19 protein-coding genes and 1 pseudogene are annotated in these 25112 nt (G+C 44.1%); 18 read left to right on the top strand and 2 right to left on the bottom strand.

The features are described from left to right. Positions 1-113: 113 nt before the first annotated feature. The 10 genes from BDD43_RS23145 (at position 114) to BDD43_RS23100 (ending at position 16928) form a co-directional block, all read left to right on the top strand. Complete coding sequence (locus BDD43_RS23145; RefSeq protein ID WP_121200185.1) at positions 114-539, top strand: type IV pilin protein; 426 nt, start codon at positions 114-116, stop codon at positions 537-539. Positions 540-572: 33 nt separating this feature from the next. Continuing rightward, the gene (locus BDD43_RS23140) at positions 573-1055 is read left to right on the top strand and encodes a hypothetical protein (RefSeq protein WP_147425724.1); all 483 of its coding nucleotides are present in this window, start codon (positions 573-575) and stop codon (positions 1053-1055) included. Further along, complete coding sequence (locus BDD43_RS23135; RefSeq protein WP_121200181.1) at positions 1056-2489, top strand: GspE/PulE family protein; 1434 nt, start codon at positions 1056-1058, stop codon at positions 2487-2489. It begins immediately after the preceding gene. Continuing rightward, on the top strand, positions 2489-4414 hold the full coding sequence (locus BDD43_RS23130; protein WP_121200179.1) for a type II secretion system protein GspD: 1926 nt from the start codon (positions 2489-2491) through the stop codon (positions 4412-4414). Before BDD43_RS23135 ends, BDD43_RS23130 begins: the two co-directional genes overlap by 1 nt. Positions 4415-4459: 45 nt before the next feature. Beyond that, positions 4460-5671 carry a hypothetical protein gene (locus BDD43_RS23125; protein ID WP_121200177.1) on the top strand — a complete coding sequence of 404 codons (1212 nt, stop codon included), beginning with the start codon at positions 4460-4462 and terminating at the stop codon, positions 5669-5671. A 6-nt stretch (positions 5672-5677) separates the two neighbouring features. Beyond that, the gene (locus tag BDD43_RS23120) at positions 5678-6199 is read left to right on the top strand and encodes a hypothetical protein (protein ID WP_121200175.1); all 522 of its coding nucleotides are present in this window, start codon (positions 5678-5680) and stop codon (positions 6197-6199) included. 545 nt (positions 6200-6744) lie between these two features. Next, positions 6745-10719, top strand: coding sequence for a DUF5977 domain-containing protein (locus BDD43_RS23115; protein ID WP_147425723.1), 3975 nt, complete (start codon positions 6745-6747; stop codon positions 10717-10719). A gap of 10 nt (positions 10720-10729) precedes the next feature. After that, the gene (locus BDD43_RS23110) at positions 10730-11170 is read left to right on the top strand and encodes a hypothetical protein (protein WP_121200171.1); all 441 of its coding nucleotides are present in this window, start codon (positions 10730-10732) and stop codon (positions 11168-11170) included. Positions 11171-11206: 36 nt separating this feature from the next. Continuing rightward, positions 11207-16420, top strand: a complete 5214-nt coding sequence (locus tag BDD43_RS23105; protein WP_121200169.1) for a DUF6443 domain-containing protein — start codon at positions 11207-11209, stop codon at positions 16418-16420. A 1-nt stretch (position 16421) separates the two neighbouring features. Further along, positions 16422-16928 carry a hypothetical protein gene (locus tag BDD43_RS23100; RefSeq protein ID WP_121200165.1) on the top strand — a complete coding sequence of 169 codons (507 nt, stop codon included), beginning with the start codon at positions 16422-16424 and terminating at the stop codon, positions 16926-16928. Positions 16929-17024: 96 nt separating this feature from the next. On the opposite strand, the gene BDD43_RS23095 is transcribed toward BDD43_RS23100, so the two are convergent. Further along, entirely contained in the window at positions 17025-17438 is a 414-nt protein-coding gene (locus tag BDD43_RS23095; protein ID WP_211339718.1) for a helix-turn-helix domain-containing protein, read from the bottom strand. A gap of 85 nt (positions 17439-17523) precedes the next feature. Between BDD43_RS23095 and BDD43_RS23090 the strand changes: the two genes are divergently transcribed. The 7 genes and pseudogenes from BDD43_RS23090 (at position 17524) to BDD43_RS23060 (ending at position 22895) form a co-directional block, all read left to right on the top strand. Then, the gene (locus BDD43_RS23090; protein ID WP_121200163.1) at positions 17524-19143 is read left to right on the top strand and encodes a hypothetical protein; all 1620 of its coding nucleotides are present in this window, start codon (positions 17524-17526) and stop codon (positions 19141-19143) included. Positions 19144-19146: 3 nt separating this feature from the next. Beyond that, a complete protein-coding gene (locus BDD43_RS23085; RefSeq protein ID WP_121200161.1) occupies positions 19147-20040 on the top strand; it encodes a tyrosine-type recombinase/integrase in 894 nt (297 codons plus the stop codon). After that, positions 20027-20887, top strand: a complete 861-nt coding sequence (locus tag BDD43_RS23080; RefSeq protein WP_121200159.1) for a tyrosine-type recombinase/integrase — start codon at positions 20027-20029, stop codon at positions 20885-20887. Before BDD43_RS23085 ends, BDD43_RS23080 begins: the two co-directional genes overlap by 14 nt. 584 nt (positions 20888-21471) lie before the next feature. Continuing rightward, positions 21472-21630 carry a hypothetical protein gene (locus tag BDD43_RS30230; RefSeq protein WP_162847155.1) on the top strand — a complete coding sequence of 53 codons (159 nt, stop codon included), beginning with the start codon at positions 21472-21474 and terminating at the stop codon, positions 21628-21630. A gap of 100 nt (positions 21631-21730) precedes the next feature. Further along, positions 21731-21847, top strand: a pseudogene (locus BDD43_RS30900) (RHS repeat-associated core domain-containing protein); the annotation flags it as partial. Positions 21848-21880: 33 nt separating this feature from the next. Beyond that, positions 21881-22387, top strand: coding sequence for a M91 family zinc metallopeptidase (locus tag BDD43_RS23065; RefSeq protein WP_121200167.1), 507 nt, complete (start codon positions 21881-21883; stop codon positions 22385-22387). Between the two features lies 1 nt (position 22388). Further along, the gene (locus tag BDD43_RS23060; protein ID WP_121200165.1) at positions 22389-22895 is read left to right on the top strand and encodes a hypothetical protein; all 507 of its coding nucleotides are present in this window, start codon (positions 22389-22391) and stop codon (positions 22893-22895) included. Between the two features lie 96 nt (positions 22896-22991). Here the strand turns inward: BDD43_RS23060 and BDD43_RS23055 are convergent, their stop codons facing one another. Next, on the bottom strand, positions 22992-23405 hold the full coding sequence (locus BDD43_RS23055; RefSeq protein ID WP_211339718.1) for a helix-turn-helix domain-containing protein: 414 nt from the start codon (positions 23403-23405) through the stop codon (positions 22992-22994). 85 nt (positions 23406-23490) lie between these two features. Here BDD43_RS23055 and BDD43_RS23050 point away from each other — a divergent pair, with 85 nt between their 5' ends. Beyond that, positions 23491-25110 (top strand): hypothetical protein, encoded by a 1620-nt coding sequence (locus BDD43_RS23050; protein ID WP_121200163.1) that lies wholly within the window; start codon positions 23491-23493, stop codon positions 25108-25110. The last annotated feature ends 2 nt before the right edge of the window (positions 25111-25112 follow it).

Raw genomic sequence — 25112 nt, 5'->3', positions numbered from 1 at the left:
TTTATTAATAGAGCAAATGGTTGTTTAGAAATACCCATGATCAGATATAGATTGCAAACTCCCCTTGTATTATTCCATCCAAATAAATACTTTTAGGCAATATTAAAAAAGAAATGGTTATTGATACGCCCATTCATCAAAGAAAACTTAAAGCTTATACCTTAACAGAAATATTAGTGGTGCTTTGCATTATTGGAATTCTGACTTTATTAGCACTACCCGTACTTATGCCCTTAATAACCAAAGCTAAAAGTACCGAAGCCAAACTCCAGTTAGAACACTTGAATGGTTTAGAAAAAAGTTACTTCTATGAGCATTCCAGATACAGCACGGATTTAAAAGAGCTTGGTTTTGTTCAGGAGAAATTAAGTACAGACAGCAAAGACGGAAGAGCTAATTACCGTATCGAAGTTGTGAGCGCCACCAACAATACCTTTGTGGCCAGGGCAACCGCAGTGGTTGATTTTAATGGCAATGGCACTTTCAATGTATGGGAAGTGGATCAGGATAAAAATATTCGCGAAGTAACACCCGATTAAGTGCCGGTTATACAAATTTCTACCATCCTGGTATTGCTTGCGATTTTCAAACAGGATATGCGGAGCAGGGCTGTTTACTGGTATTGGTTCCCTATATTAACCATATTGTTTTTAGTACAGGGCATCAAACAAAAACCGTTTCCCGAAATATTAGCGACATCGGCCATGAACATTGGGTTTGTGCTACTTCAACTTTTGCTGATCTCCGTTTACTTTTCAATTAAAAACAAAAGAGCTGTAAATATTACCCATAGCCTTTTGGGTTGGGGCGATATTCTGTTTCTGCTCTGCATCGCAACTTATCTTTCTACTATCAATTATATCCTGTTTTATATTTTAAGTTTAGTGATCGTTATCATCATGACGGGCATTTACTTACTGTTTCATAAAAAAGCCGAACAAATTCCGTTAGCAGGCTTGCAGGCAATGATATTTATTGTATGTTTAATACTTGATTGGTTGAGTCCCCGAATCGATCTGATCCATGATGATTGGCTAACGCCTTACTTGTTATAAATGAACACTACCGAGGACATTATATTACTTACTGATAATATTCACCTGCTTACTAAGGATCAGGCCTGGCATTATCGCGTCCTGCCCAAACAAAAAAGCAACGGCACTTTTACGCTATACTGCGAAGACGGTGCTAATCAGAACGAAATCATTTCGGAACTCGAAATTTTGCTGGGATTAACCGTTAACCTGGACGCAATCCCACCGGTACAGATAGCCCGGTTGCTTTCTAAATATTATATTAAAGATAATGCTGCGCAGGGAGCTATTCAATTACAACTGCATAACAATGCCGATGATTTTTTGCTGAACCTGATTAGCGAGGCCAAAAATCTCAAAAGCAGTGATATTCATATCGAAAGCTATGAAAACAAATGCCGGGTACGCATACGTATAGACGGGATGATGGTAGAACGCTACCTGTTAAAACGGGACGACTATCCGGCCCTGATTAATAAGATCAAGATATTATCTAACCTTGATATTTCAGAAAAACGTCTGCCGCAGGATGGCCGGATTAATTTTAAACACAAAGACCAGCAATTCGACATTCGTGTTTCGATATTGCCGACTTTGCATGGTGAAAAAGTGGTGCTGCGTTTATTAAATAACGATGCTACCGAGATAGACCTAAATAGCCTTGGTTTTTCGGCTTTCGACCTGGATAATTACCTGCAAGGAGTTAAACGACCTAACGGCATCTTGTTAATCAGCGGCCCGACAGGATCCGGCAAGACGACAACACTTTACGCTACTCTAAAACTACTCAATAAAGAAACCCGCAATATTTTAACGGTAGAAGACCCCGTTGAATATACCTTAGAGGGTATTAATCAGGTACAACTCAAGGAGTCTATAGGCTTGGGTTTCGCCGCTGCGCTCAGGACTTTTTTAAGACAGGACCCGGATGTAATTATGGTGGGTGAGATACGCGATACCGAAACCGCGAATATGGCCATAAGGGCTGCGCTCACAGGCCATTTGGTGCTATCAACCATCCACACCAATTCCGCCTGGGGAACGGTGTCGAGGCTCATTGATATGGGTATACCATCTTTTCTGGTAGCAAACACCTTGAACACAACGGTGGCGCAGCGGCTAATCAGGCTGCTTTGCCCGCATTGTAAAAAGGAACAGGATTTTAAAAGCGACATGTACCCCAAGCAATTCAAACCCTATTCCGAAGTAACAAAGCACTATGTACCGAACGGCTGCGAAGTTTGTTATTACACGGGCTATAAAGGGCGTAAAGCGGTTTATGAAGTTATCCCGGTAGATCAGGATCTGGCCCTTGAGATCAAGAACGGGAATATGTATATTCAGGAACTTTTAAAAGAGCGTGGAATACAAACACTGGCGGAAAACGCCTTTTATATTTTTAGTGAAGGAACGACAAGTCTGGAGGAGATTTATCCTCTGTTATTTAATTATTAATGCGTACGAATCAAAAGTTTACTTTTTTTATTTCCTTTTTTCTACTTTTTACGGTGCAGCTTTTTGCGCAGCAGCCCGACCGTATCCAGGCTATTCAGGATAAACTGGAACAACTGTCGTCAACAGTTCCCGGCCTTCATGATAAAGTCCAGCTATCTTTCAACAGCGTATCCATACAAGACTTTTTAGGTGCCTTATCCAAATCAAACGGATTGAGCATCAATGTTGACACAAAACTGAGCATCAGGATCACCAATAACTTTACTAACGTAACGGCACTCAACATTCTTGTTTTCCTGGTTAAAAACTACAATCTCGACCTTTCCTTTACCGGCTCAATTATAACCGTTACACCATACCAGGATCCTAACCAAAACTTTCGCCCGGTTAAGCAAATAAAAGCCAGTTACAGGCCAGGCGATAACACCTTATCATTTGAACTGGATAACGATAGCCTGTATACCGCAGCCAGGAAAATAACGCAGGTTTCGGGCAAAAACATTGTGGTTACACCTTCGCTGATGGGTAAACGGGTGAGCTCGTTTATCTCTAACGCGCCCTTTGACAACGCGCTGGAAAAACTTGCCTTTGCCAATGATATTAAAATGGTCAAAACCAGTGATAACTTCTACCTGTTCCAATCCTTAACCGATGGGGAGGAATTGTATGTTAACGGCGATAAAAACACCAGCGTACGTAAAGCTTACAAACCGGTCAATAATACAGGCGGCGGCAACGTGGGCTTATCCAGCCGTACGGTGCTGGGGCAAAAGCTTATTTCCTGCGATGCTGTTAATGCTTCCATACTCGACCTCGTTAAGGCCGCATCCCAGGAAATGGGCAAAAGCTATTTCCTGTATTCGGATATCAAAGGAACGATCACCTCACATGTAACAGATATAAGTTATGATAATTTCCTGGGTTCTCTTTTTAAGGGTACCGATTATACGTTCAGGGTAGAGAACGGTATTTACCTTTTGGGCGACCGTAAACTGGAAGGCCTTCGAACGAGCCGGATCATCGCTTTACAAAACCGCTCGATAGATACCGTACAGGCGATGATACCCGCAGAATGGAAAAAAGGCGTGGAGATCAAAGAATTTAGAGAACAAAACACCCTGCTGCTATCAGGCTCCGGTCCTCAGATTGCCGAACTGGTTGACTACATTAAACAGCTTGACCAATTGGTGCCTATGGTGATGATCGAGGTCACTTTGGTGGATATCAATAAAAGCAAAACCAATTCATCGGGCATAGCCCTGGGCGTTGCCGACAGCGTAAAAACCGGCGGAACGCTTTTACCGGGTGTTAACTTTACATTCGGCGCATCGTCTATCAACGGCTTGCTGGATAGGCTTGGCGGTTCGTACCTTAACCTCGGTCATGTGGTGCCCAATTTTTACGCCACCATCAGCGCGCTGGAATCTCATGACAATGTTGAGGTTCATTCCGTACCCAAACTTACCACGTTGAACGGCCACACAGCATCACTCACCGTGGGCAGTTCGCGCTTTTACCTGGTGCAAACCCAGAATGTAATCCAGTCCATATCATCGCCAACCATCAACTTCACGCAGCAATATAATAAGATAGATGCCAATATGGTTATCAATATCAAACCCATTGTATCGGGCGACGACCAGGTAACACTTGGCATTAAGATAGACATTACCGATTTTATAGGAACCCCGCCGGCAAACGCCCCTGCACCTACCTCGACCAGTAAATTTGAATCGATGATAAGGGCGCATAACGAAGATATGATTGTGCTGGGCGGACTGGAAAGAACGCAGGAAAGCGAAGGTTCATCAGGCACGCCCATCCTCTCCCGGATACCCTTGTTAAAATACATTTTCAGCACCCGAACCAAAACGGTCTCCAAGATCGTAACGCTGATGTTTATCAAACCAACTATCATCCGCTAACTATCAAGAATAAACAAACCATCGAGTACAAACAACAAAGTAGATATGCTTAAACAGTATTTTGGGATAAACACGGCAATTGGCATACAGCTCAACATCCTGAGCGATGGTGCGGTAACCGTGAGTGCCTGCCAAATACTGAAACAAGGTAAGCAACTTGATTTTGAACACAAGATAACGGGTTTAAATTCGCTTAAAGAGACCAGCAAAACGCTAAGTATTAAAGTACCTGTGGCTTTTAATATCTGCGGGAAGGGCGTGCTTATCAGGCAAACCGAAAAGCTGGCCGAATTAACATCGCTTAATTTTGGGCAGGTATTGCCGAACGCAAATTTCGATGATTTTTATATCCAGAACTTTGTTTCCGGTGAAAGGTCATTTATAGCCGTCATCCGCAAAAGCGAAGCCGATAAATGGATAACGCAACTGGAAGAGATTGGCTACCGCGTTGTTATGTTAAGCCTCGGGCCGTTTGTGCTTGACCATATTTTGCCGCAGCTTAATTTTTATGACGGCGAGGTGGTTTTTGACGGACACACAGTTCAAAGAGACGAGCAGAAACATTGGAAATTATACCGTTTTGAAGAAACAACTGCTGCACCATTCCCACTTAAAATAGAATCTGAAAAGATCGACGAGAAACTGGTACTTGCTTATGCATCCGCCTTTCAGTTGATTATGGCGGCTCAACTGGAACCCATACAGGCCCATCATAACACTGTTGAACAAAATTATAAGGATGCGCTGACAACAAAATGGATCAAAGCTTTTGGTTCGATAGTTATTGTCCTAATCTTCATCCTGCTGCTGATTAATTTCGTCATCTTTTCCTGGCTTGGCAGCGAGAATACGAAATTAGCTTATCAGGTAAGCAGATCGGCACAAAGCACGAGCGATATGAAGGGAATAGAGGAGCAGGTTAAACTGAAAGAACACAAACTAAAAATACTGGGCTGGTATGGCGGCATCAATAAAGCACACCTGGTGGATGAACTTGCGGCAATTTTGCCGAATGAGATTATCTGGAAAAATATAGAGATCAACCCTATAGATGCACAAGGTAGTCGCGATCAAAAAACACTGGTGTTTAAGGATCGAAAAATAAGGGTGACGGGCTTATCACAACAGGTTATCCCCGTAAACGAATGGATGGCACGGATTAAAACTAAAAGCTGGGTAAAAACAGTGGAGTTAGAGATCTATAGCCCTAACCAGGAGTTAAATACAGGAGAATTTACTATTATAATTACCTATTGATTTGATATGCTAAAAAACCTGTCCATTAACAAACGGTATCTCGCTATAGCAGCATCGGTTCTCCTGCTGATTATCTGCTACCAATTAGCATTTAAAAGCACTATAGCCGCCTGGCAAACCAACCGCGAACTCTGTTCAAAACTAACCGCGGTATCAGACCTGTCTTACCAGCCCGGACTATTAGAGCGAAAAAGTAAAAATCTGGATTTGATCCTGAACCGCTACCGCTCTGATTCATCAGCCTTCCGTGGTAACACCATTACCGCCATTTCTCGCATCGCCGAAAAGCAAAACGTAAAACTATCCGGCATCCCGGTAGACGACCCTAACCTGCACACCGATCAATTTGTGATCGAGCGGCTGAATTTCGAAGGCGATTTTGTTTCGTTGGTTAAAGTGTTAAATGATTTAGAATCGGCGAATAAGTTAGGGATGCCGAGATCAATCGCCATAAAACCTTTGAAGAAAGGGATTGCGTTTGATGTGAAAAACCTTTCGATGGAAGTATGGATGGAAATTGGGAAGTAGTTATATTACCATTCATGTGCCATCATGATTGTTTGTCCATGCCGTTGCGTGAACATGCTCATCTTTAAAATACTTTCACTCAAAATATCCGGGGGATTTCGCGCTGGAATTCGTATTATCATAGCATTCAGATAAATGATTGGTTTATTTAATATTCCCTTGTGAAAATACTTTAACTGTTAGTTACAGGAAATCATAAGTTGATCATTATTAAAAAATAATGCAATTAAACCTTAAAAATATTTTTTTATTCATTGATAATTGCTAATATTTACCTAATAAATTATTGATGTTAAAACTATGCTTTTCCCCGAAGCGGTTGTTTTAATATTTGCAATTAATACATATAAAATCGGTGTTTTATCCGATTGCTTTTGACGTTTAAGGCAAATCAAATTTGCTCTAACCCCATTTTCAATAACATCAGTTTGAAACATATTAAACAGCTATCATGAAGAAAATATTTCTCTGTGCGTCTTGAGCACAAGAACGCCATAGTTCCGTCACTGCAATCAACCTACTACCTAAAAATCATTATCCTCTTTATGTCAAAGAAAGGAATACTCCTATATTTCGCGTTGTTTATTGGCGTGTTATGCGCCAGGGCCCAGGATGGGTCTATAAGCACGCCATTGCTAACCACTGTTTTGCCACCCGCGCCAAACGCCTATGAGATCACCAAATACAGCGCGCTCCCGGTAAACCTCTCGACAGGATCGGTCTCGGCGAATATCCCGCTCGGCCAGGTCAGTTCGGGAAAGGTACGGGTTCCCATTTCGCTCGCCTACAACTCCGGAAGCGGGGTGAAAGTTAACCAGATCGCATCCCGCGCGGGTATGAGCTGGGTTTTAAAAGCCGGTGGAGTAATTACCCGTTCCATGTACGATAAGCCAGATGAGAGTTACACTTTTGTTCATACTCCAGCTTTGGTTCCAAATTTTGACTCATGGGATTATTACAACTTTGTCACTGGTGTAGTTGGAGAACTCGTCGATTCTCAATCAGACATCTTTAATTTCGATTTCAACGGCTACTCCGGCAGATTTATCCTGAATCCGGACAACAAAACGCAGGCGATGATGATATCAGCAAGCCCCTTGAAGATAGAAACCAATTTTCATGGCGAGTTCACCGGCGATTGGACGTTCAGGGTGACCGACCCCTCCGGAACGAGATATATGTTCGGTGGAACTGGAGCTACCGAACAATCCAAGACCGTTCCCGGTGGCAACTGTGGCAAGACATTCGCAAGTTACGTCCCTAATGCCTGGTATTTAAAAAGCATACAACATTATACCGGCGAATACATCTGGCTCACTTATGCATCGTGCACCTTCGATTATCTTGCCGATGTATCTGAAAGCATCGTCCGCACACCTTTATCTACCTACTTCAAGAGTAAAGACTGCGTTAGCATGTGCGACGAAAGAACCGAAACGCAGATTTGTCCAAATGATCTGCGAAGTAACGGAGTCGTCCTAAAATCCATTAATTCCCGGTTCCAGAGTGTGAAGTTCAATTACGCCTCCAGGCTGGATGTTATCGGCGATTCACTCCTAACCAGTGTGGATTTTTACAGCAGAGACCTTATAGATACCGTTCAAATCACACTTAAAAGCAGTTTTGGTTTAAATTATATATACGCCTATAACTCTACTTATTACAACCCGCTTGGTACTTCTACACCATTAATGTACAGGCCATTTCTAATGCAGGTGCAGCGGACTGGCACAAATTTGCAGACCGAAAACCACAAAATGTCGTATTATAACATGAATGGACTTCCTTCCAGACTTTCATTTGCTCAAGACTACTGGGGGTACGCCAATGGCGTCAGCAATACCCACCTCGTTCCCAAAGACTCCGATCCCGACGAGGCGCTTAAGTTTCCAAGCGATATGGCCAATCGTGAACCGAACTCTGGATATGCCCGTTTTGGCTTATTGAGTAAGATCAGTTACCCAACGGCAGGGACAGACAGCATTAGTTACGAGCCACACACCGTATATGATAGCCGTTTCGTATACCCCAATCCCACTAATGTTGAACGGGCGGTAACGGGTACAGGGATACACGATGAAGTTACGGATATCTATGGGTTTTCCATTGGTCCTTCTCAAATCGTTAACATCCATGGGTGGTGCACCTATAGTGGAACTGGGGCTAATGACAATATTCACCAGCATATGTTCATTGAAGTATTCGCCAGCAGTGATACCTATCTCTCGACGCCACTCTGGAGTGATGAACTTAATATAGACAGTTCATACTACAAATCTATGCCCTTGTTGTCGGGAAACTATATCCTTCGTTTAAGAGCCGATGGCGCGGCGGCTGTGGCACATGGCACGATGACCTGGATCGCCCAAGGAACCAGCGTTACCGACAATTTTGAAACAGGCGGTTTTAGGGTCTCAAAAATTATGACCACGCCTCTCACCGGTAGTGTAATGACCAAGAAATACGTTTATGGTGAATTAGAAACGCAAGGCAGATCTTCTGGCTTGCTTAAGGCTAGGCCTGATCCTTCGGATTACTATTCTTACATTTACAGTTCACATAGATGCATTGGCAACGGGGATGCCGCACAAAAGGTTTGCCCTTATTATAATGGTAGCACAACTCCCTCAAAGGCCTATGAATATACCGACGGCGGGCATATTTATTATACGCATGTTATCGAACTTAAAAGCGAAAACTGGGAAAGTGGGGGCACAGAACACCGCTATATTCCCACCCAAGAAATACCTCCTTCGGTGATTATGCACAACCCGATTGCCGGGGCTCCTTCCAGTAATACCGGCTTCCCGCGGGGGCTGGAAGATAGAAGCAGGACATTTTTTACCACCGGTGGAGCGTCTGGAGCGTTTGGGTTTAAAGTGGTGAACTGCACTACTACGCACTATAAATCCGATCCTGCTTTTTACAAAGATTTTCCAAATGCTGTCGTCAAACAAAATTGGACAAATTGGATTCTTGGGGGGGATACACCAGGTGCGAGCGTTATGAGTGCTTATGATGAGGTTATGTACTCTATCATATGTCAATGGGTATACGCCGACACCACAGTGACGACCAACTACGATCTTGCGGGTAACAATCCTATCGTTACAAGCCAGTATGATACCTATGCGGACCTGACTCACCAGCAACTGACCCAGCGCAAAACGATCGGCAGTGATGGATCGGTCAAAACCGTATTGTACAAATACCCGCACGATATGGTGTTGGGCGGTACCACGGTACCTTATCAGGCCATGATCGACAATAACCTGATCACCCCGGTCATTGAGCAATTATATTATAAAGACGGCATACTCAAACAGGGCGTCAAAACGAATTACGGCAGTTTTGGGAACCATATCTACGAACCAGACAGTATCGAAACCAAAACAGGAACGGGAAGTTACGAGTCACGCATCCGCTTATATAATTACAATACAAACGGCGGCTTGCTTGCTCAATCCAAAACGTTTGGTTCAAAAACGAGTTACCTTTGGGGATACGGCAATTTGTTACCGGTTGCCGAAGTCAAAACTGCAAATGAGAATGAAATATTTTACGAGGGCTTTGAATATACTTCGGGAGCAAGCACCGCTTACAGCCATACCGGCAGCAGGAGCAATCATAGCGCATTAACCATCAATTTCAGCCCGCCAACAGGTAAAGCCTACGAGATCAGCTGGTTCCAGAAGAACGGCAGCGTGTGGGATTACCACAAGGAACATTATAACGGAAGTAAGGATTTTTCCGCGTCAGATTACATCGATGATATCTGCGTTTATCCGGAAAGGGCGCAAATGTCGGTTTACGCATACGACCCTTATATTGGTCAAACGGCCGGGATAGATGCCAGGGGCTCCACAACCTCTTATGAATACGACAACTATCAAAGGCTGACCAATGTACGGGATCTAACCGGTAATATTTTAAAAAGCTACCAGTACCATTTTAACAGCAGTCCGCCGGCAACGGTTTATTATAATACAGCGCAAACCCAATCCTACCACAAAAATTGCACCAGCGGTGTTGGCGGTTCACTAAGCTATACTGTATTTGCGGGCACGTATAGTTCCACCATCAGCCAGGCTGATGCAGATGCCCAGGCAATAGCCGAGATGAATATTAACGGACAAGCAAATGCCAATAATAACGGCCAATGTTTTACCGGTAACCGGCATTTTACGTACGAGAACGATTGTAATATAGCCAGCGGTACAAGCACGCCGTCGGGTGGTATCACTTCCCTGAAATTTAAGGATGCTTCGGGCACTGTGCTTTACACTTTTACCGAAAGCCAACTGGCGGCGGGTATAGACGTGCCGGTAGGCATTTACAACCTGGAACTGCAAACTTACGGTTCGACATATAACCTGACCACTCACCTGGGCTGGTCAATACTATCCGTTAATGATTTTATCGTTAACAATACCAATGCGGCCGGAAATATATACACCATCAGCAATGCCGATTTAACAACGGCAGGTTCATGGGCAATAACAGTAGGTAGCGCACTTTAAAAACGGGAAAATGAAAAGGAAACAGCCGGATAATAAAACACATCAATTACCCTTACCAGGGACAATAAACCGCTATCATATGAAAAAGATATTCACGATACTAAGCCTCATTCTGTTGATTTCAGTAAGAGGTTACAGCCAGCAGCGCGATACAACCAAACATAAAGAAAGCGAGCATCACCGGATGACGCGGTTCATCCGCCAGCGCCTGAACGTGGACTCGGTTAAAGCGGCGCAGATTGCGGCGATCCAGGACAGCTATAAAGCGGGTATGAAACAGGTGATTAATAACGGAAGCCTGAATGAGACGCAGAAACATCGGGCGATAGATTCCTTGGTGATAAAAAAGAACAACAGCCTTTCGGCGATCCTGACCCTGGAACAGCAGGAGAAGATCATTCCTTCTACCGAGCGTCAAAAAAAAGGATTGCAAGGCAATCAGAAACCCTAAGCACCCAGTTACAAAACCTTCACAATAACAATCTTGATGAAAAGGATTATTACACTAACGGCCTTCGTGTTATTAGGTATGCGTGCGCTTACGGCCTCGGCGCAGGACGGTTTACATATTTCTACTGCCCTCGATGCAGGCACTTTCGGCTGCGGTTCGGGAAGCTTCTCGGATGTGAACAACACAAATTATGCGGTTGAAAGCTATAACAATGCTTACAACGTGATCTGGCATAAGTTTACGCTCACACAAACGGCCAATGTGGCTGTATCGTTATGCGGATCGGGCTGGGATACCTATTTGTACCTTTTGGACCAGAATGGAAACTATGTTGACGCCAACGATGACAACAGTAGCGTCTGCATGGGTGTTTCCTCGTATGTGAGCGAGACAAGCCTGTCAGCCGGAACCTATTACATCGCAACCGGCGGTTACGGATCCAATACGGGTAATGTTTCCCTGGAACTGGATGTAACAGGCACAGTCAGCGTGATCCCGGGTGCGGGAACAGCCAATGCTATCCCAGCCGGTACTTTTACTTCCGCGGGGGGCACTTATACCGATACGAGAAGTAATGACAATACCTGCCTGGGCAATTATGTCGGGCAGTTGAGCAATGATATTTTTTACCAGTTCACGCTAAGCAGCGCGGCAACAGTTAATATCAATACCTGCGGCAGCGGTATAGATACCTATCTGCACCTGATAAACGCCGCTACGAATACCGAGATCGCAGCGGACGATGACGGCGGTTGCGGTAATACCTCGGCGATCTCGGCACCGCTTGCGGCGGGTACCTATTATGTGGTGAGCGAGGGCTATGGTACTGCCCAGGGTTCAATTACCACGACAATCACGGTGGGTGCAGGTTTACAAGCCCCTTGCATCACTTATACCACGCCCGAAACCTTTTATACCGGGACAGCCATCACGGCACTGATACCGGCTAATGCCTGCGGGGCGGTAAGCATTGGTGGTACTTCTACTTTTTCCACCGGCTATAGCCAGCCACTGGGGGCAGCAGTAGACGCTACGGGGAATGTTTATGTGGCTGATGCAGGCAATCACCAGATCTATAAAATTACACCTGCGGGCACAAAAACGCTGCTGGCGGGAGGCGGTTATACAGGCTTTACTAACGGCAATGGCAGCAGCGCTTTGTTCTACCACCCGGTAGGCATGGCCGTTGATGCCTCGGGGAACGTGTATGTGGCGGATGAAGACAACCATGCGATCCGCAAGATCGACCCGTCGGGAAATGTGACTACTTTTGCGGGAACAGGTTCCCAGGGCAGTACCAACGGCTACCGTACCTATTCAAGCTTTTACTACCCCTGCGGTGTTGCTGTAGACGCTTCGGGAAATGTTTATGTAGCGGATACCTATAACAACCTCATCCGTAAGATAGACGCTGTTTCGGGCAACGTAACCACACTGGCAGGTACGGGCACGGCGGGATGGCTGGACGGCAGCGGAAGTACCGCTAAATTCAACCAGCCATTCAGTATCGTGGTTGATGCATCAGGTAACCTTTTTGTAACCGACAGGAGTAACCATCGGATCCGGAAGATTACGCCCACGGGTGTGGTGAGTACCGTAGCAGGCAGCGGCACGGCAACTTTCGCCGACGGCAGCGGAACGGCGGCAAGCTTCAGCGCCCCTACGGGCCTGACCCTCGACCAGGCAGGTAACCTGTATGTGACTGACGAGAACAACCAACGGGTGCGTAAGATCGATGCATCAGGCAATGTAAGCACCTTTGCAGGCAGCGGCAGTATCGGATCGGCCAACGGCGCGGCTAACGCATCCAGCTTTTACAACCCCTTCGGTATAGCGGCAGATAAGACTGCCGGATATTTATACGTTGATGATGATAGCAATGCACAGGTGCGTAAGCTCAATTATCTCGGTTATACCATTACGCCTGCCTTACCGGCGGGGCTGAACTTTGATAGCACGACCGGAACAATCAGCGGAACACCAACCGCAGCATCCACCGCAACTACCTATACCATCACCGCTAATAACAACATCGGCAGCAGCACGACCACCCTGAGCATAACGGTATCAGCCACCGGCTGCTCCTCCATGGCAGCAGTGCCCAGCAGCGATCAGAATTATGTTGCGACCTATACGCCACGAAAAGAACTCATTAATGTAACGGACCTGTCGGTTAATGCATGCGACGTGATGCAAACCGTGCAGTACTTTGACGGCCTGGGCAGGCCGGTACAAACCGTGCAGGTGAAAGGCAGCCCCGGCCGGAACGATATGGTTCAGCCCAGCGCCTATGACCGGTTCGGCAGGGAAGTAACCAAATACCTGCCTTATACCACAACATCTGGCATGCCGGGCAGTTACAAAGCAGATGCGCTGCCCGGTGCCCAGAATAATTTTTACCAGTCTCACGCAGGGCAGGACTTTAGCCCGATCAGTGTACCATCGGCGGGTACGGCATTTGAGCCGTCGCCATTGAACAGGGTATTGGAGCAGGGCGCGCCGGGTACCGACTGGCAGCTTGGCGCGCATACCAATAAAATAGACTATGGCACGAATGATGCCACTTCCCTAACCACCGGTACGGGGTATTGGGCAAAACTATTCCGCGTGAGTATTGACGCGGTAACGGGAGCCAGAACGCTTACAGACCAGGGAGTTTACGGAACAAACCAACTCCACGTAACCGTGACCAAAGATGAGAACTGGACAAGCGGAAAAGATCATACCACTGAAGAATACAAAGATAAGGACGGGCATGTTGTTTTGAAGCGCACTTTTAATACACAGAATAATACGGCGGAAATATTAAGTACCTACTATGTTTATGACGACTTCAATAATCTTTGCTTTGTACTGCCACCAAAAGCCGAAGCTGATAACATCAACGCAAGCAACCCGATCAGCCAGACTACCCTGGATAACCTTTGTTACCAATATCAATTTGACGAAAGGAACAGGCAGGTTGCCAAGAAGATACCGGGATCGGGCTGGCAATATACGGTTTACAATATTCTTGACCAGGTGGTTGCTACCCAGGATGCTAATCAACGCGCACAAAACCAATGGATCATCACCAAATATGATGAATTGGGACGAGCTGTAATCATCGGGATATGGAACAATGGCAATACGGCCATTAGCCCTGCCGGTTTAAAAACACAGGTATATGCACAAACCATGCAATGGGAAGTTAGGGCTATCGAGGATATCAATGGGTACACTTTAACAAACACGTATCCCAATAGCCTGAATACCATATTATCGGTGAACTATTATGATGACTATAACATCATGGGGATGCCGTACGACCATCATACCGAAAACAGCACCATGACCAATGGATTGCAAACAGCCACTAAAGTGAATGTATTGGGCACGGGCGACATGTTATGGACGGTGAATTATTATGATGATAAAGGAAGGGTAACCCATGCTTATGCCCAGCATTATTTGGGCGGTAGTGCAAACTTAAGCATTAACAATTACGATCATATTAGTAATACTTATGATTTCTCCAACGAGGTTATTAGTACGACGAGGCAGCATTATAAAGACAACAGCGGAACGGCGAGCCTTGCCGTAACGGTAATAGATAGCATGGTTTACGATCATATGGGGCGTAAGCTGCAAAGCTGGTCTAAGATCAATAATGGCGCGAATATATTACTGAGCCAAACAGATTATAACGAACTCGGCCAGTCTAAAACCAAGCATCTGCACAGTGAGAATAGCGGGTCAAGTTATCTGCAAAATATAGCCTATACCTATAATGAACACGGTTGGTTAACCAACGCAAACAGCACGAAGTTTACGTTGAACCTGGCTTATAACACCAACATCAGCACAGGAGCGGCGCCGCAGTTTAACGGCAATATCGCCGAGATGTATACCACATCCGACAATACGGCTGCCAATAGCAAGATGAAGTACAGCTACGATGCCTTAAACCGCTTGATCGCAGCGGATCATTCGAATGGCCTGCTGACAGAGAACGGCATTACGTACGATAAGATGGGCAATATCATGACCCTCAACCGTATGGGGGCAAGTTTAGCGGCATTAAGTTATAATTATAACGGCAATCAACTAACCACCGTTTGGAAAGGCGGAGCCACGTTTAGAACTTATACTTACGATGGCAACGGTAATGCGACCACCGACGGAGGTACCAAGAGCATCAATTACAATATGCTCAACTTACCTGCGACTGTAGCGCAGGGCGGTAGCACTTTAGCCACTTACACCTACGAAGCATCAGGCACCAAGGTCAGGAACACAGGCAGCGATGGCACATGGGATTATGTAAGCGGGATTGTTTATAAAACTCCTTTGGGCGGAACATCTCCTGCTATAGCCTTCATACAAACGGAAGAAGGAAGGGCGATACCCAACGGCAATGATTACAGCTATCAATACAACTTAAAAGATCATTTAGGTAATAACCGGGTAAGTTTGGATAAGAACGGTGTTTTGCAGGAAGATGAATATTATGCATTCGGCTTGCGGAATCCAAAGTATGATAACTCCAACAACAATCGTTATCTTTACAATGGAAAGGAGATACAGACAGATTTAGTTAGCCAATACGATTACGGTGCCAGGTTTTACGATCCGGTAATTGCAAGGTGGACAAGTGTCGATCCGCTGGCGGAGAAGTATCAACTTTTATCACCATACACTTACGTTGCGAATAATCCATTAAGGTTCATTGATGAAGATGGGCGCGAAATTGTTATCCCAACGATGAAAGGCGATTTGACTTACAGAAATGGTCAGTTGTATCAAGAAAATGGTAAAGTATACAAAGGAAAAGATGCGTTTGTTACAAAAACATTAAGTGCATTACAGACATTAAGCAAGTTGAAAGATCCGACAGTGAAGTCGGTCTTAAAGACGCTTGAAACAAGTAAAGAGAAGGTTTCCCTTGAAGCGGGGTATGATGGGGGTATAACGTATCCCGAAGATCCTTCAGCTGTAAACGAAGGTAAAAGCACAGGGTCAATTATTTCTTTAGATTATACTGTTAAAGGAGAAGATGGAAAGACTGTAGAATCCGAAATTCTTGTAGGCCACGAGTTGTCTCATGCATATGATAATTTAAAGGGAAATAATAAAGGTGAGGCAAATACAAAGTCTTCCGCTTCAAAAAAAGGAGAAATACGAGCCGTTAAATTTGAAAATAAGATAAGGAAGGAAGAGGGTAAAAAAGAAAGAACCACTTATGGCGGAGTGCCAATAAAAAACAAATAAAATGAAATCTTTACTTCTATTTTCATGGCTTATATGCAATGTTTACATTCAAACCCCTTCAAAGGAAAGTTTCGTTAAAGCATTGTACACTAATCCTAAGGCTCGATTTTATGTAATAATACCCACTCAAAAAAATCAAGATCCTTACGATTATTACTTAACTACCAATAATGAACTGTATCGATATTACTTAAAAAATAAAAATGCTTTAAGCTATCGGGATTTTATTTATAAGCTAATTGAAAACAAAATATCACATAGTAATTTGACTTCAAAAGATTATAGCTCTTTTATTAAGGGAAACGTACTCGTAATGAAAGAATATCAAAAATATGGACTTAGTCACATTAAGCGGAAATACCTAAAGCGAATAGGCAACGAATGGAGAAATACCACATCTGACCCAAGTGTGAATAATACTGTGATTAAAATAATGGTTAACAACTATTACATAGCTTATTATTCAGGATACTCCGGATTCTATTCCTTTAAAGAACAAATTGAGTAGATTCTTAGTATCTCCTCCCGGCTAAGCGTTCCGCTTGGCCGAAATAAGGGAATTACTGTAGAAAGCAAAGCCTGGCCATGCGCCGGGCTTTGTTATTTATAGTGTTGCTACATTATTATTAAAGAAGTCCTTAAACTTCTTTTTGGTAAGCATGGTATCAATGATCTTAAAAACCACGGTGCGATCTTCCTCGTCTAATTGGTTAATCAAGTTGATCTGCTCGAAATTAGGCTTGTCCTGAATGCTCACATCAACCGGCTGAACATCAAAATGTACTACCTGGTCAATGGTCATCCCGAAATATCCGGCAAAGCGTTCCAGTTCATCAATAGCAATATCACGTGTATTGTTCTCTACCTTGTTATAGCTGGTATAGGGTATGTTCACTTCAGCAGCTAATTGCTTTTGCAGCAATCCTTTTTGCTCCCTGATCTTCTTAATGTTATCGCCTAAGCTCATTACGTTTGTTTTTCTTCCAAAAATATCCATAAAAGCTATTTTAATCAACATGTTGCGTTTTTGTAAATTATTAAGTTGCTAAAATAGGTATTAATAAATATTTTTGCCATATCGAAAATCGCAATAAATAGTTTCAATGAATAAAAGCGGCAAACTAATAACGGAAAATGCAGAACTACTCATCTACCTGGACGGCAAATTGCATATCACCATCTTAGGCGGTATCAAGCTAACGGGCTTAGACCGTATGAAAGTAACGCTGAAACTAACCAGTACAGACCATAAGCAAAACGCATTCCGCCATAACTTAGACCTGTACAACAGCATCCAAACGGAGCAGTTGATAGAGAAATCAGCTGAAGCCCTGGACATCAGTACCAATGAGATCAGCACGGCCATCAGCCAGTTAACGACTGCCTTAGAAAATTACCGGTCGGAACGCCTGGAAGCGATAAAGCCCAAACAGGTCGAAAAAAAGCAGCTAACCGAGCAGGAGCGCAAAGCGGCTATAACCTATCTCAAATCCCCCGACTTGTTAACCAGGACAAAACAGGCGATCGCGCAAAGCGGCCTGGTGGGCGAAGAAACGAACAGCCTGATCGCCTACTTAACCTATACAAGCAGAAAACGGCATACCCCGCTGCACCTGATGTGCCTGGGTGCCAGCGGTACGGGCAAGACCTGGTTACAAGAAAGAGTAAGCGAACTAATGCCGGAAGAAGATAAAATAGAGATCACTACGCTAAGCATGAATGCTTTCTATTACTTCGGCAAAGAAGAACTGAAACATAAACTGCTGCTGATTGAAGACATGGACGGCGCAGAAGCGGTATTGTACCCGCTAAGGGAACTGCAAAGCAAACGCAAAATATCCAAAACGGTAACGCTTAAAGACAGCAAAGGCAATCTCAAAACAGTAACCCTGAATGTTGAGGGCCCGGTTTGTATATCAGGCTGCACCACCAGGGAGCAGCTTTATGAAGACAATGCGAACCGCTGCATCTTGCTCTACATGGACAACAGCCCGGAGCAGGACAAAAAGATCATGGACTACCAAAGAAAGCTAAGTGCAGGGCTGATCAACCAGTACGAAGAAAGAAAGGTCAGGGAGCAGGTAAAAAATGTACAGCGCATCCTAAAACCTATCAGCGTTAGAAATCCTTATGCCACCTATCTACACCTGCCGGAAGCTGTTTTCAAGCCACGCCGCACCATGCTGCTGCTGTTAATGTTCACCGAAACGATCACTTATTACCACCAGTACCAAAGGGAACTAAAAACGGACGAAGACACCGGCGAACAATATATTGAAAGCACGATAGCCGACATTGAAGCCGCTTTTACGCTACTGGAAACTACACTATTGAAAAAGAGCGACGAGTTAAACGATGCCTGCCGGAACTTTTTTGAGCGGATGAAAACCTACTTGAAAGAACAGGACACCGAGGCTTTTTATAGCAAAGAGGTAAGGTCAGCCATGCGGTTAAGCCCGAGCAGTTTAGGCCGTTACCTGTACGAACTGGAACGGATGGGCTATATAAAAATAACCAGGGGCAACCGCTATAAAGGCTTTGAGTATAAAATACAGAACTGGAACGACCTGGAAACATTGACCAATGATGCGCAGAACATGGTAAAAACCATCCTCGAAAACATCAAAGCAGTAACCCGCAACCCAGTAGTAACCCAGAGCACTGATGGGTTACTTAAAGTACAGAGAGCCAGTAAGAAAAAGGCAGTAACCCAAGAACAATAAAAAATGCAAGGCACCCTTAAAAATCCGTTATATATCCGCCTACAGGCAGGCTTTTCGGAATGGCTGCGCATATTGAACTTTGAACCGACGAGCCAACGGGATATGCCTAAAATGTTGGCCGAGCTTCTGGAATACCTGGAGAACCAAAATTGTAACCACCCGCACGAGATACAGGAAGCGCACTTAAAAAGCTACCTGAACCATCTGCACGAGCGGCCATGTAAAACAAAGGCCGGAGCGATCAGCCTGAACTATATCCGTAAGCATCTACAGGTCATTAAAAAGTTTAGCCGGTACCTGACAGAAAGCGGACAGGAAAGCTTCACAGTCAAGCTTCGCATTAAGGGCAAGGCCAGTAATGTTAAAAGCATATTGACCACTAACGAGGTTAATAAATTGTATGATGCCACCAAAGAGGATGCTTTAGGAATGCGGGATAAAGCTATGCTGGCTTTATATTACGGCTGTGGCTTGCGTAAAAACGAGGGTGTAAAAGTTGATCTGCGGGACATACTGATCGAAAAAGACCTGGTATATGTGCGCAAAGGAAAAGGCCACAGGGAGCGTTATGTGCCATTGGCCAAAAGCAACAAAGCTGACCTCGAAAACTATATCCAGTATGCCCGGCCTTACCTGGTTAGCGGTAAAAAAGATGATGCCTTATTGCTCAATATTAACGGTAAAAGATTGAGCGGTGCCACCGCTTACGAACGTTTGCAAAAGCTACGAGCCGAAGCCAGGCTAAAGAAAGCCGTAGGGCTGCATACGCTTCGCCACAGCATTGCCAGCCACCTGCTGCATTCAGGAATGAAGTTAGAACAGATCCAACGCTTTTTAGGCCATAGCAGCTTAGAAAGCACGCAGATCTATACCCACTTAAAGCATGAGCAAGTTTGAGGAATACTTACAGGGAACGGGCTTTAAGCCGCAAACCGTTTATCAGCACCGTAAATATGCCAGCTACTTTTTAGCATGGATGGCTGAACAAAGCCTGGCTATAGAGCAAATTACCTACACCGAAATACTGGACTTTGCAGACCACTTAAAAAAGGATAATAAAAATATCAACCTGATCAATAGAATGATGTTAGCGGTCAGGTATTACTTCACTTACCTGCAAAATGAAAGGCAGATCAGTTACAACCCGGCAGCAGGTATCAGCCTGAAAGGAACAATCAGAACTGTGCCCCATGACCTGTTAGAAAAAGCAGACCTGGAAGCACTTTATCATAGCTACGAGATCAAAGACGAACGAACCCATCGTAATAAAGTAATTATAGGCATGTTGGTTTACCAGGCATTGACCAGGGAGGAACTGGAAACTATCCGGCCGGAGCATTTGAGATTGAGAGAGGGTAAAATCAATGTACCAAAAACAGGTAAGCAGAACGACAGGATATTACCACTACAACCCCATCAGATCTTAGACCTGCAGGAATATATCTTACTGATACGGCCAAAACTGCAAAGCAAATCAGAACGTTTGTTTACCGGCAGGTATGATATTGAAAACCTACAAAACACCTTGCTGCACCTGGGCTATGCATTGAAAAGGATCAATCCTAAATACAAACATGCGGTACAGGTCAGGCAAAGTGTGATCACTGAATGGCTAAAAGAAAAAGACCTGCGGACAGTTCAGTACATGGCCGGCCATCGATACGTCAGCAGTACCGAACGTTACCGGGAAAGTAACCTGGAAGAACTGAAAGAAGCCTTGCTAAAACATCACCCTCAAAAATAAAAAGTGCCCTAACGGTATCAAAAACGCAGATCGAAAGTCGGAGTTTGAATTGTTGCATATAAGATAAATCCATTAGAAAGGAAGACAGCACCCTGCCGGGACTGTCAAATGATGGTTTATACAACCTGTAATAGCAAGCTTAATCCCCCCGCACATGGAGGCCTTTTGTTTAATTTGGGGCTATCTCCCAAAGCCCCCAAACCCCCGTTGGATCGTTTACGTGCCGGATGCAAGCCGCACATATCCACCCACAACCCACGCTTACATCCAGCCCGAAAACGTCTGCCTTTTTTACGCTTAATAAATTGCCTTTTCCAAATTAGCAAGATGTACGTTTGTGCCACAAACAGATCTTGCGGCCATGCCGAAAAAATGCGTTTTGGCATTTAGCAAGATAAACGATTGTCCGACAATCGATCTTGCCCCGACTGCTCCGAAGTCGCCGGGGGAACTGCTGAAAGACCTTTGTAATTATATATCTCACACCATAAAAATAAGAGCATAGGGGTTCAGGTGATCTTCTGTTAAGCAACCAAAAGCGGGAGAAGCGGGAGCTGTCAAGGGAACGTGGAATAAATGGCCTGGTGCGTGAAAGGCTTGTGGGTTTATGCCGCGAAAGTCCCTTTACTGCTTCCGGTTCGGAGGCTACCTTTGCGGTAACAGATGGTCAGCTTAACCAGGTCAACAACCACCAACCCACCAAAAAAACCAACGCACCCACGGCCTTGCAAAAGCAAAACTAACGCTTATCTTTACCCTTACAAACGTTCTTTATAGCACCCAAAAAGTGCAAACCGAAAACCTGGAAAACAGTAAAAAAAGTGTGGTAGCCAGTACGATTACGGTGCCAGGTTTTACGATCCGGTAATTGCAAGGTGGACAAGTGTCGATCCGCTGGCGGAGAAGTATCAACTTTTATCACCATACACTTACGTTGCGAATAATCCATTAAGGTTCATTGATGAAGATGGGCGCGAAATTGTTATCCCAACGATGAAAGGCGATTTGACTTACAGAAATGGTCAGTTGTATCAAGAAAATGGTAAAGTATACAAAGGAAAAGATGCGTTTGTTACAAAAACATTAAGTGCATTACAGACATTAAGCAAGTTGAAAGATCCGACAGTGAAGTCGGTCTTAAAGACGCTTGAAACAAGTAAAGAGAAGGTTTCCCTTGAAGCGGGGTATGATGGGGGTATAACGTATCCCGAAGATCCTTCAGCTGTAAACGAAGGTAAAAGCACAGGGTCAATTATTTCTTTAGATTATACTGTTAAAGGAGAAGATGGAAAGACTGTAGAATCCGAAATTCTTGTAGGCCACGAGTTGTCTCATGCATATGATAATTTAAAGGGAAATAATAAAGGTGAGGCAAATACAAAGTCTTCCGCTTCAAAAAAAGGAGAAATACGAGCCGTTAAATTTGAAAATAAGATAAGGAAGGAAGAGGGTAAAAAAGAAAGAACCACTTATGGCGGAGTGCCAATAAAAAACAAATAAAATGAAATCTTTACTTCTATTTTCATGGCTTATATGCAATGTTTACATTCAAACCCCTTCAAAGGAAAGTTTCGTTAAAGCATTGTACACTAATCCTAAGGCTCGATTTTATGTAATAATACCCACTCAAAAAAATCAAGATCCTTACGATTATTACTTAACTACCAATAATGAACTGTATCGATATTACTTAAAAAATAAAAATGCTTTAAGCTATCGGGATTTTATTTATAAGCTAATTGAAAACAAAATATCACATAGTAATTTGACTTCAAAAGATTATAGCTCTTTTATTAAGGGAAACGTACTCGTAATGAAAGAATATCAAAAATATGGACTTAGTCACATTAAGCGGAAATACCTAAAGCGAATAGGCAACGAATGGAGAAATACCACATCTGACCCAAGTGTGAATAATACTGTGATTAAAATAATGGTTAACAACTATTACATAGCTTATTATTCAGGATACTCCGGATTCTATTCCTTTAAAGAACAAATTGAGTAGATTCTTAGTATCTCCTCCCGGCTAAGCGTTCCGCTTGGCCGAAATAAGGGAATTACTGTAGAAAGCAAAGCCTGGCCATGCGCCGGGCTTTGTTATTTATAGTGTTGCTACATTATTATTAAAGAAGTCCTTAAACTTCTTTTTGGTAAGCATGGTATCAATGATCTTAAAAACCACGGTGCGATCTTCCTCGTCTAATTGGTTAATCAAGTTGATCTGCTCGAAATTAGGCTTGTCCTGAATGCTCACATCAACCGGCTGAACATCAAAATGTACTACCTGGTCAATGGTCATCCCGAAATATCCGGCAAAGCGTTCCAGTTCATCAATAGCAATATCACGTGTATTGTTCTCTACCTTGTTATAGCTGGTATAGGGTATGTTCACTTCAGCAGCTAATTGCTTTTGCAGCAATCCTTTTTGCTCCCTGATCTTCTTAATGTTATCGCCTAAGCTCATTACGTTTGTTTTTCTTCCAAAAATATCCATAAAAGCTATTTTAATCAACATGTTGCGTTTTTGTAAATTATTAAGTTGCTAAAATAGGTATTAATAAATATTTTTGCCATATCGAAAATCGCAATAAATAGTTTCAATGAATAAAAGCGGCAAACTAATAACGGAAAATGCAGAACTACTCATCTACCTGGACGGCAAATTGCATATCACCATCTTAGGCGGTATCAAGCTAACGGGCTTAGACCGTATGAAAGTAACGCTGAAACTAACCAGTACAGACCATAAGCAAAACGCATTCCGCCATAACTTAGACCTGTACAACAGCATCCAAACGGAGCAGTTGATAGAGAAATCAGCTGAAGCCCTGGACATCAGTACCAATGAGATCAGCACGGCCATCAGCCAGTTAACGACTGCCTTAGAAAATTACCGGTCGGAACGCCTGGAAGCGATAAAGCCCAAACAGGTCGAAAAAAAGCAGCTAACCGAGCAGGAGCGCAAAGCGGCTATAACCTATCTCAAATCCCCCGACTTGTTAACCAGGACAAAACAGGCGATCGCGCAAAGCGGCCTGGTGGGCGAAGAAACGAACAGCCTGATCGCCTACTTAACCTATACAAGCAGAAAACGGCATACCCCGCTGCACCTGATGTGCCTGGGTGCCAGCGGTACGGGCAAGACCTGGTTACAAGAAAGAGTAAGCGAACTAATGCCGGAAGAAGATAAAATAGAGATCACTACGCTAAGCATGAATGCTTTCTATTACTTCGGCAAAGAAGAACTGAAACATAAACTGCTGCTGATTGAAGACATGGACGGCGCAGAAGCGGTATTGTACCCGCTAAGGGAACTGCAAAGCAAACGCAAAATATCCAAAACGGTAACGCTTAAAGACAGCAAAGGCAATCTCAAAACAGTAACCCTGAATGTTGAGGGCCCGGTTTGTATATCAGGCTGCACCACCAGGGAGCAGCTTTATGAAGACAATGCGAACCGCTGCATCTTGCTCTACATGGACAACAGCCCGGAGCAGGACAAAAAGATCATGGACTACCAAAGAAAGCTAAGTGCAGGGCTGATCAACCAGTACGAAGAAAGAAAGGTCAGGGAGCAGGTAAAAAATGTACAGCGCATCCTAAAACCTATCAGCGTTAGAAATCCTTATGCCACCTATCTACACCTGCCGGAAGCTGTTTTCAAGCCACGCCGCACCATGCTGCTGCTGTTAATGTTCACCGAAACGATCACTTATTACCACCAGTACCAAAGGGAACTAAAAACGGACGAAGACACCGGCGAACAATATATTGAAAGCACGATAGCCGACATTGAAGCCGCTTTTACGCTACTGGAAACTACACTATTGAAAAAGAGCGACGAGTTAAACGATGCCTGCCGGAACTTTTTTGAGCGGATGAAAACCTACTTGAAAGAACAGGACACCGAGGCTTTTTATAGCAAAGAGGTAAGGTCAGCCATGCGGTTAAGCCCGAGCAGTTTAGGCCGTTACCTGTACGAACTGGAACGGATGGGCTATATAAAAATAACCAGGGGCAACCGCTATAAAGGCTTTGAGTATAAAATACAGAACTGGAACGACCTGGAAACATTGACCAATGATGCGCAGAACATGGTAAAAACCATCCTCGAAAACATCAAAGCAGTAACCCGCAACCCAGTAGTAACCCAGAGCACTGATGGGTTACTTAAAGTACAGAGAGCCAGTAAGAAAAAGGCAGTAACCCAAGAACAATAAAA

This window comes from Mucilaginibacter gracilis (assembly GCF_003633615.1).
Lineage (GTDB): Bacteria > Bacteroidota > Bacteroidia > Sphingobacteriales > Sphingobacteriaceae > Mucilaginibacter > Mucilaginibacter gracilis.
Note: the sequence above shows the minus strand (reverse complement) of the source record. Positions and strands in the feature narration are given on the sequence as shown.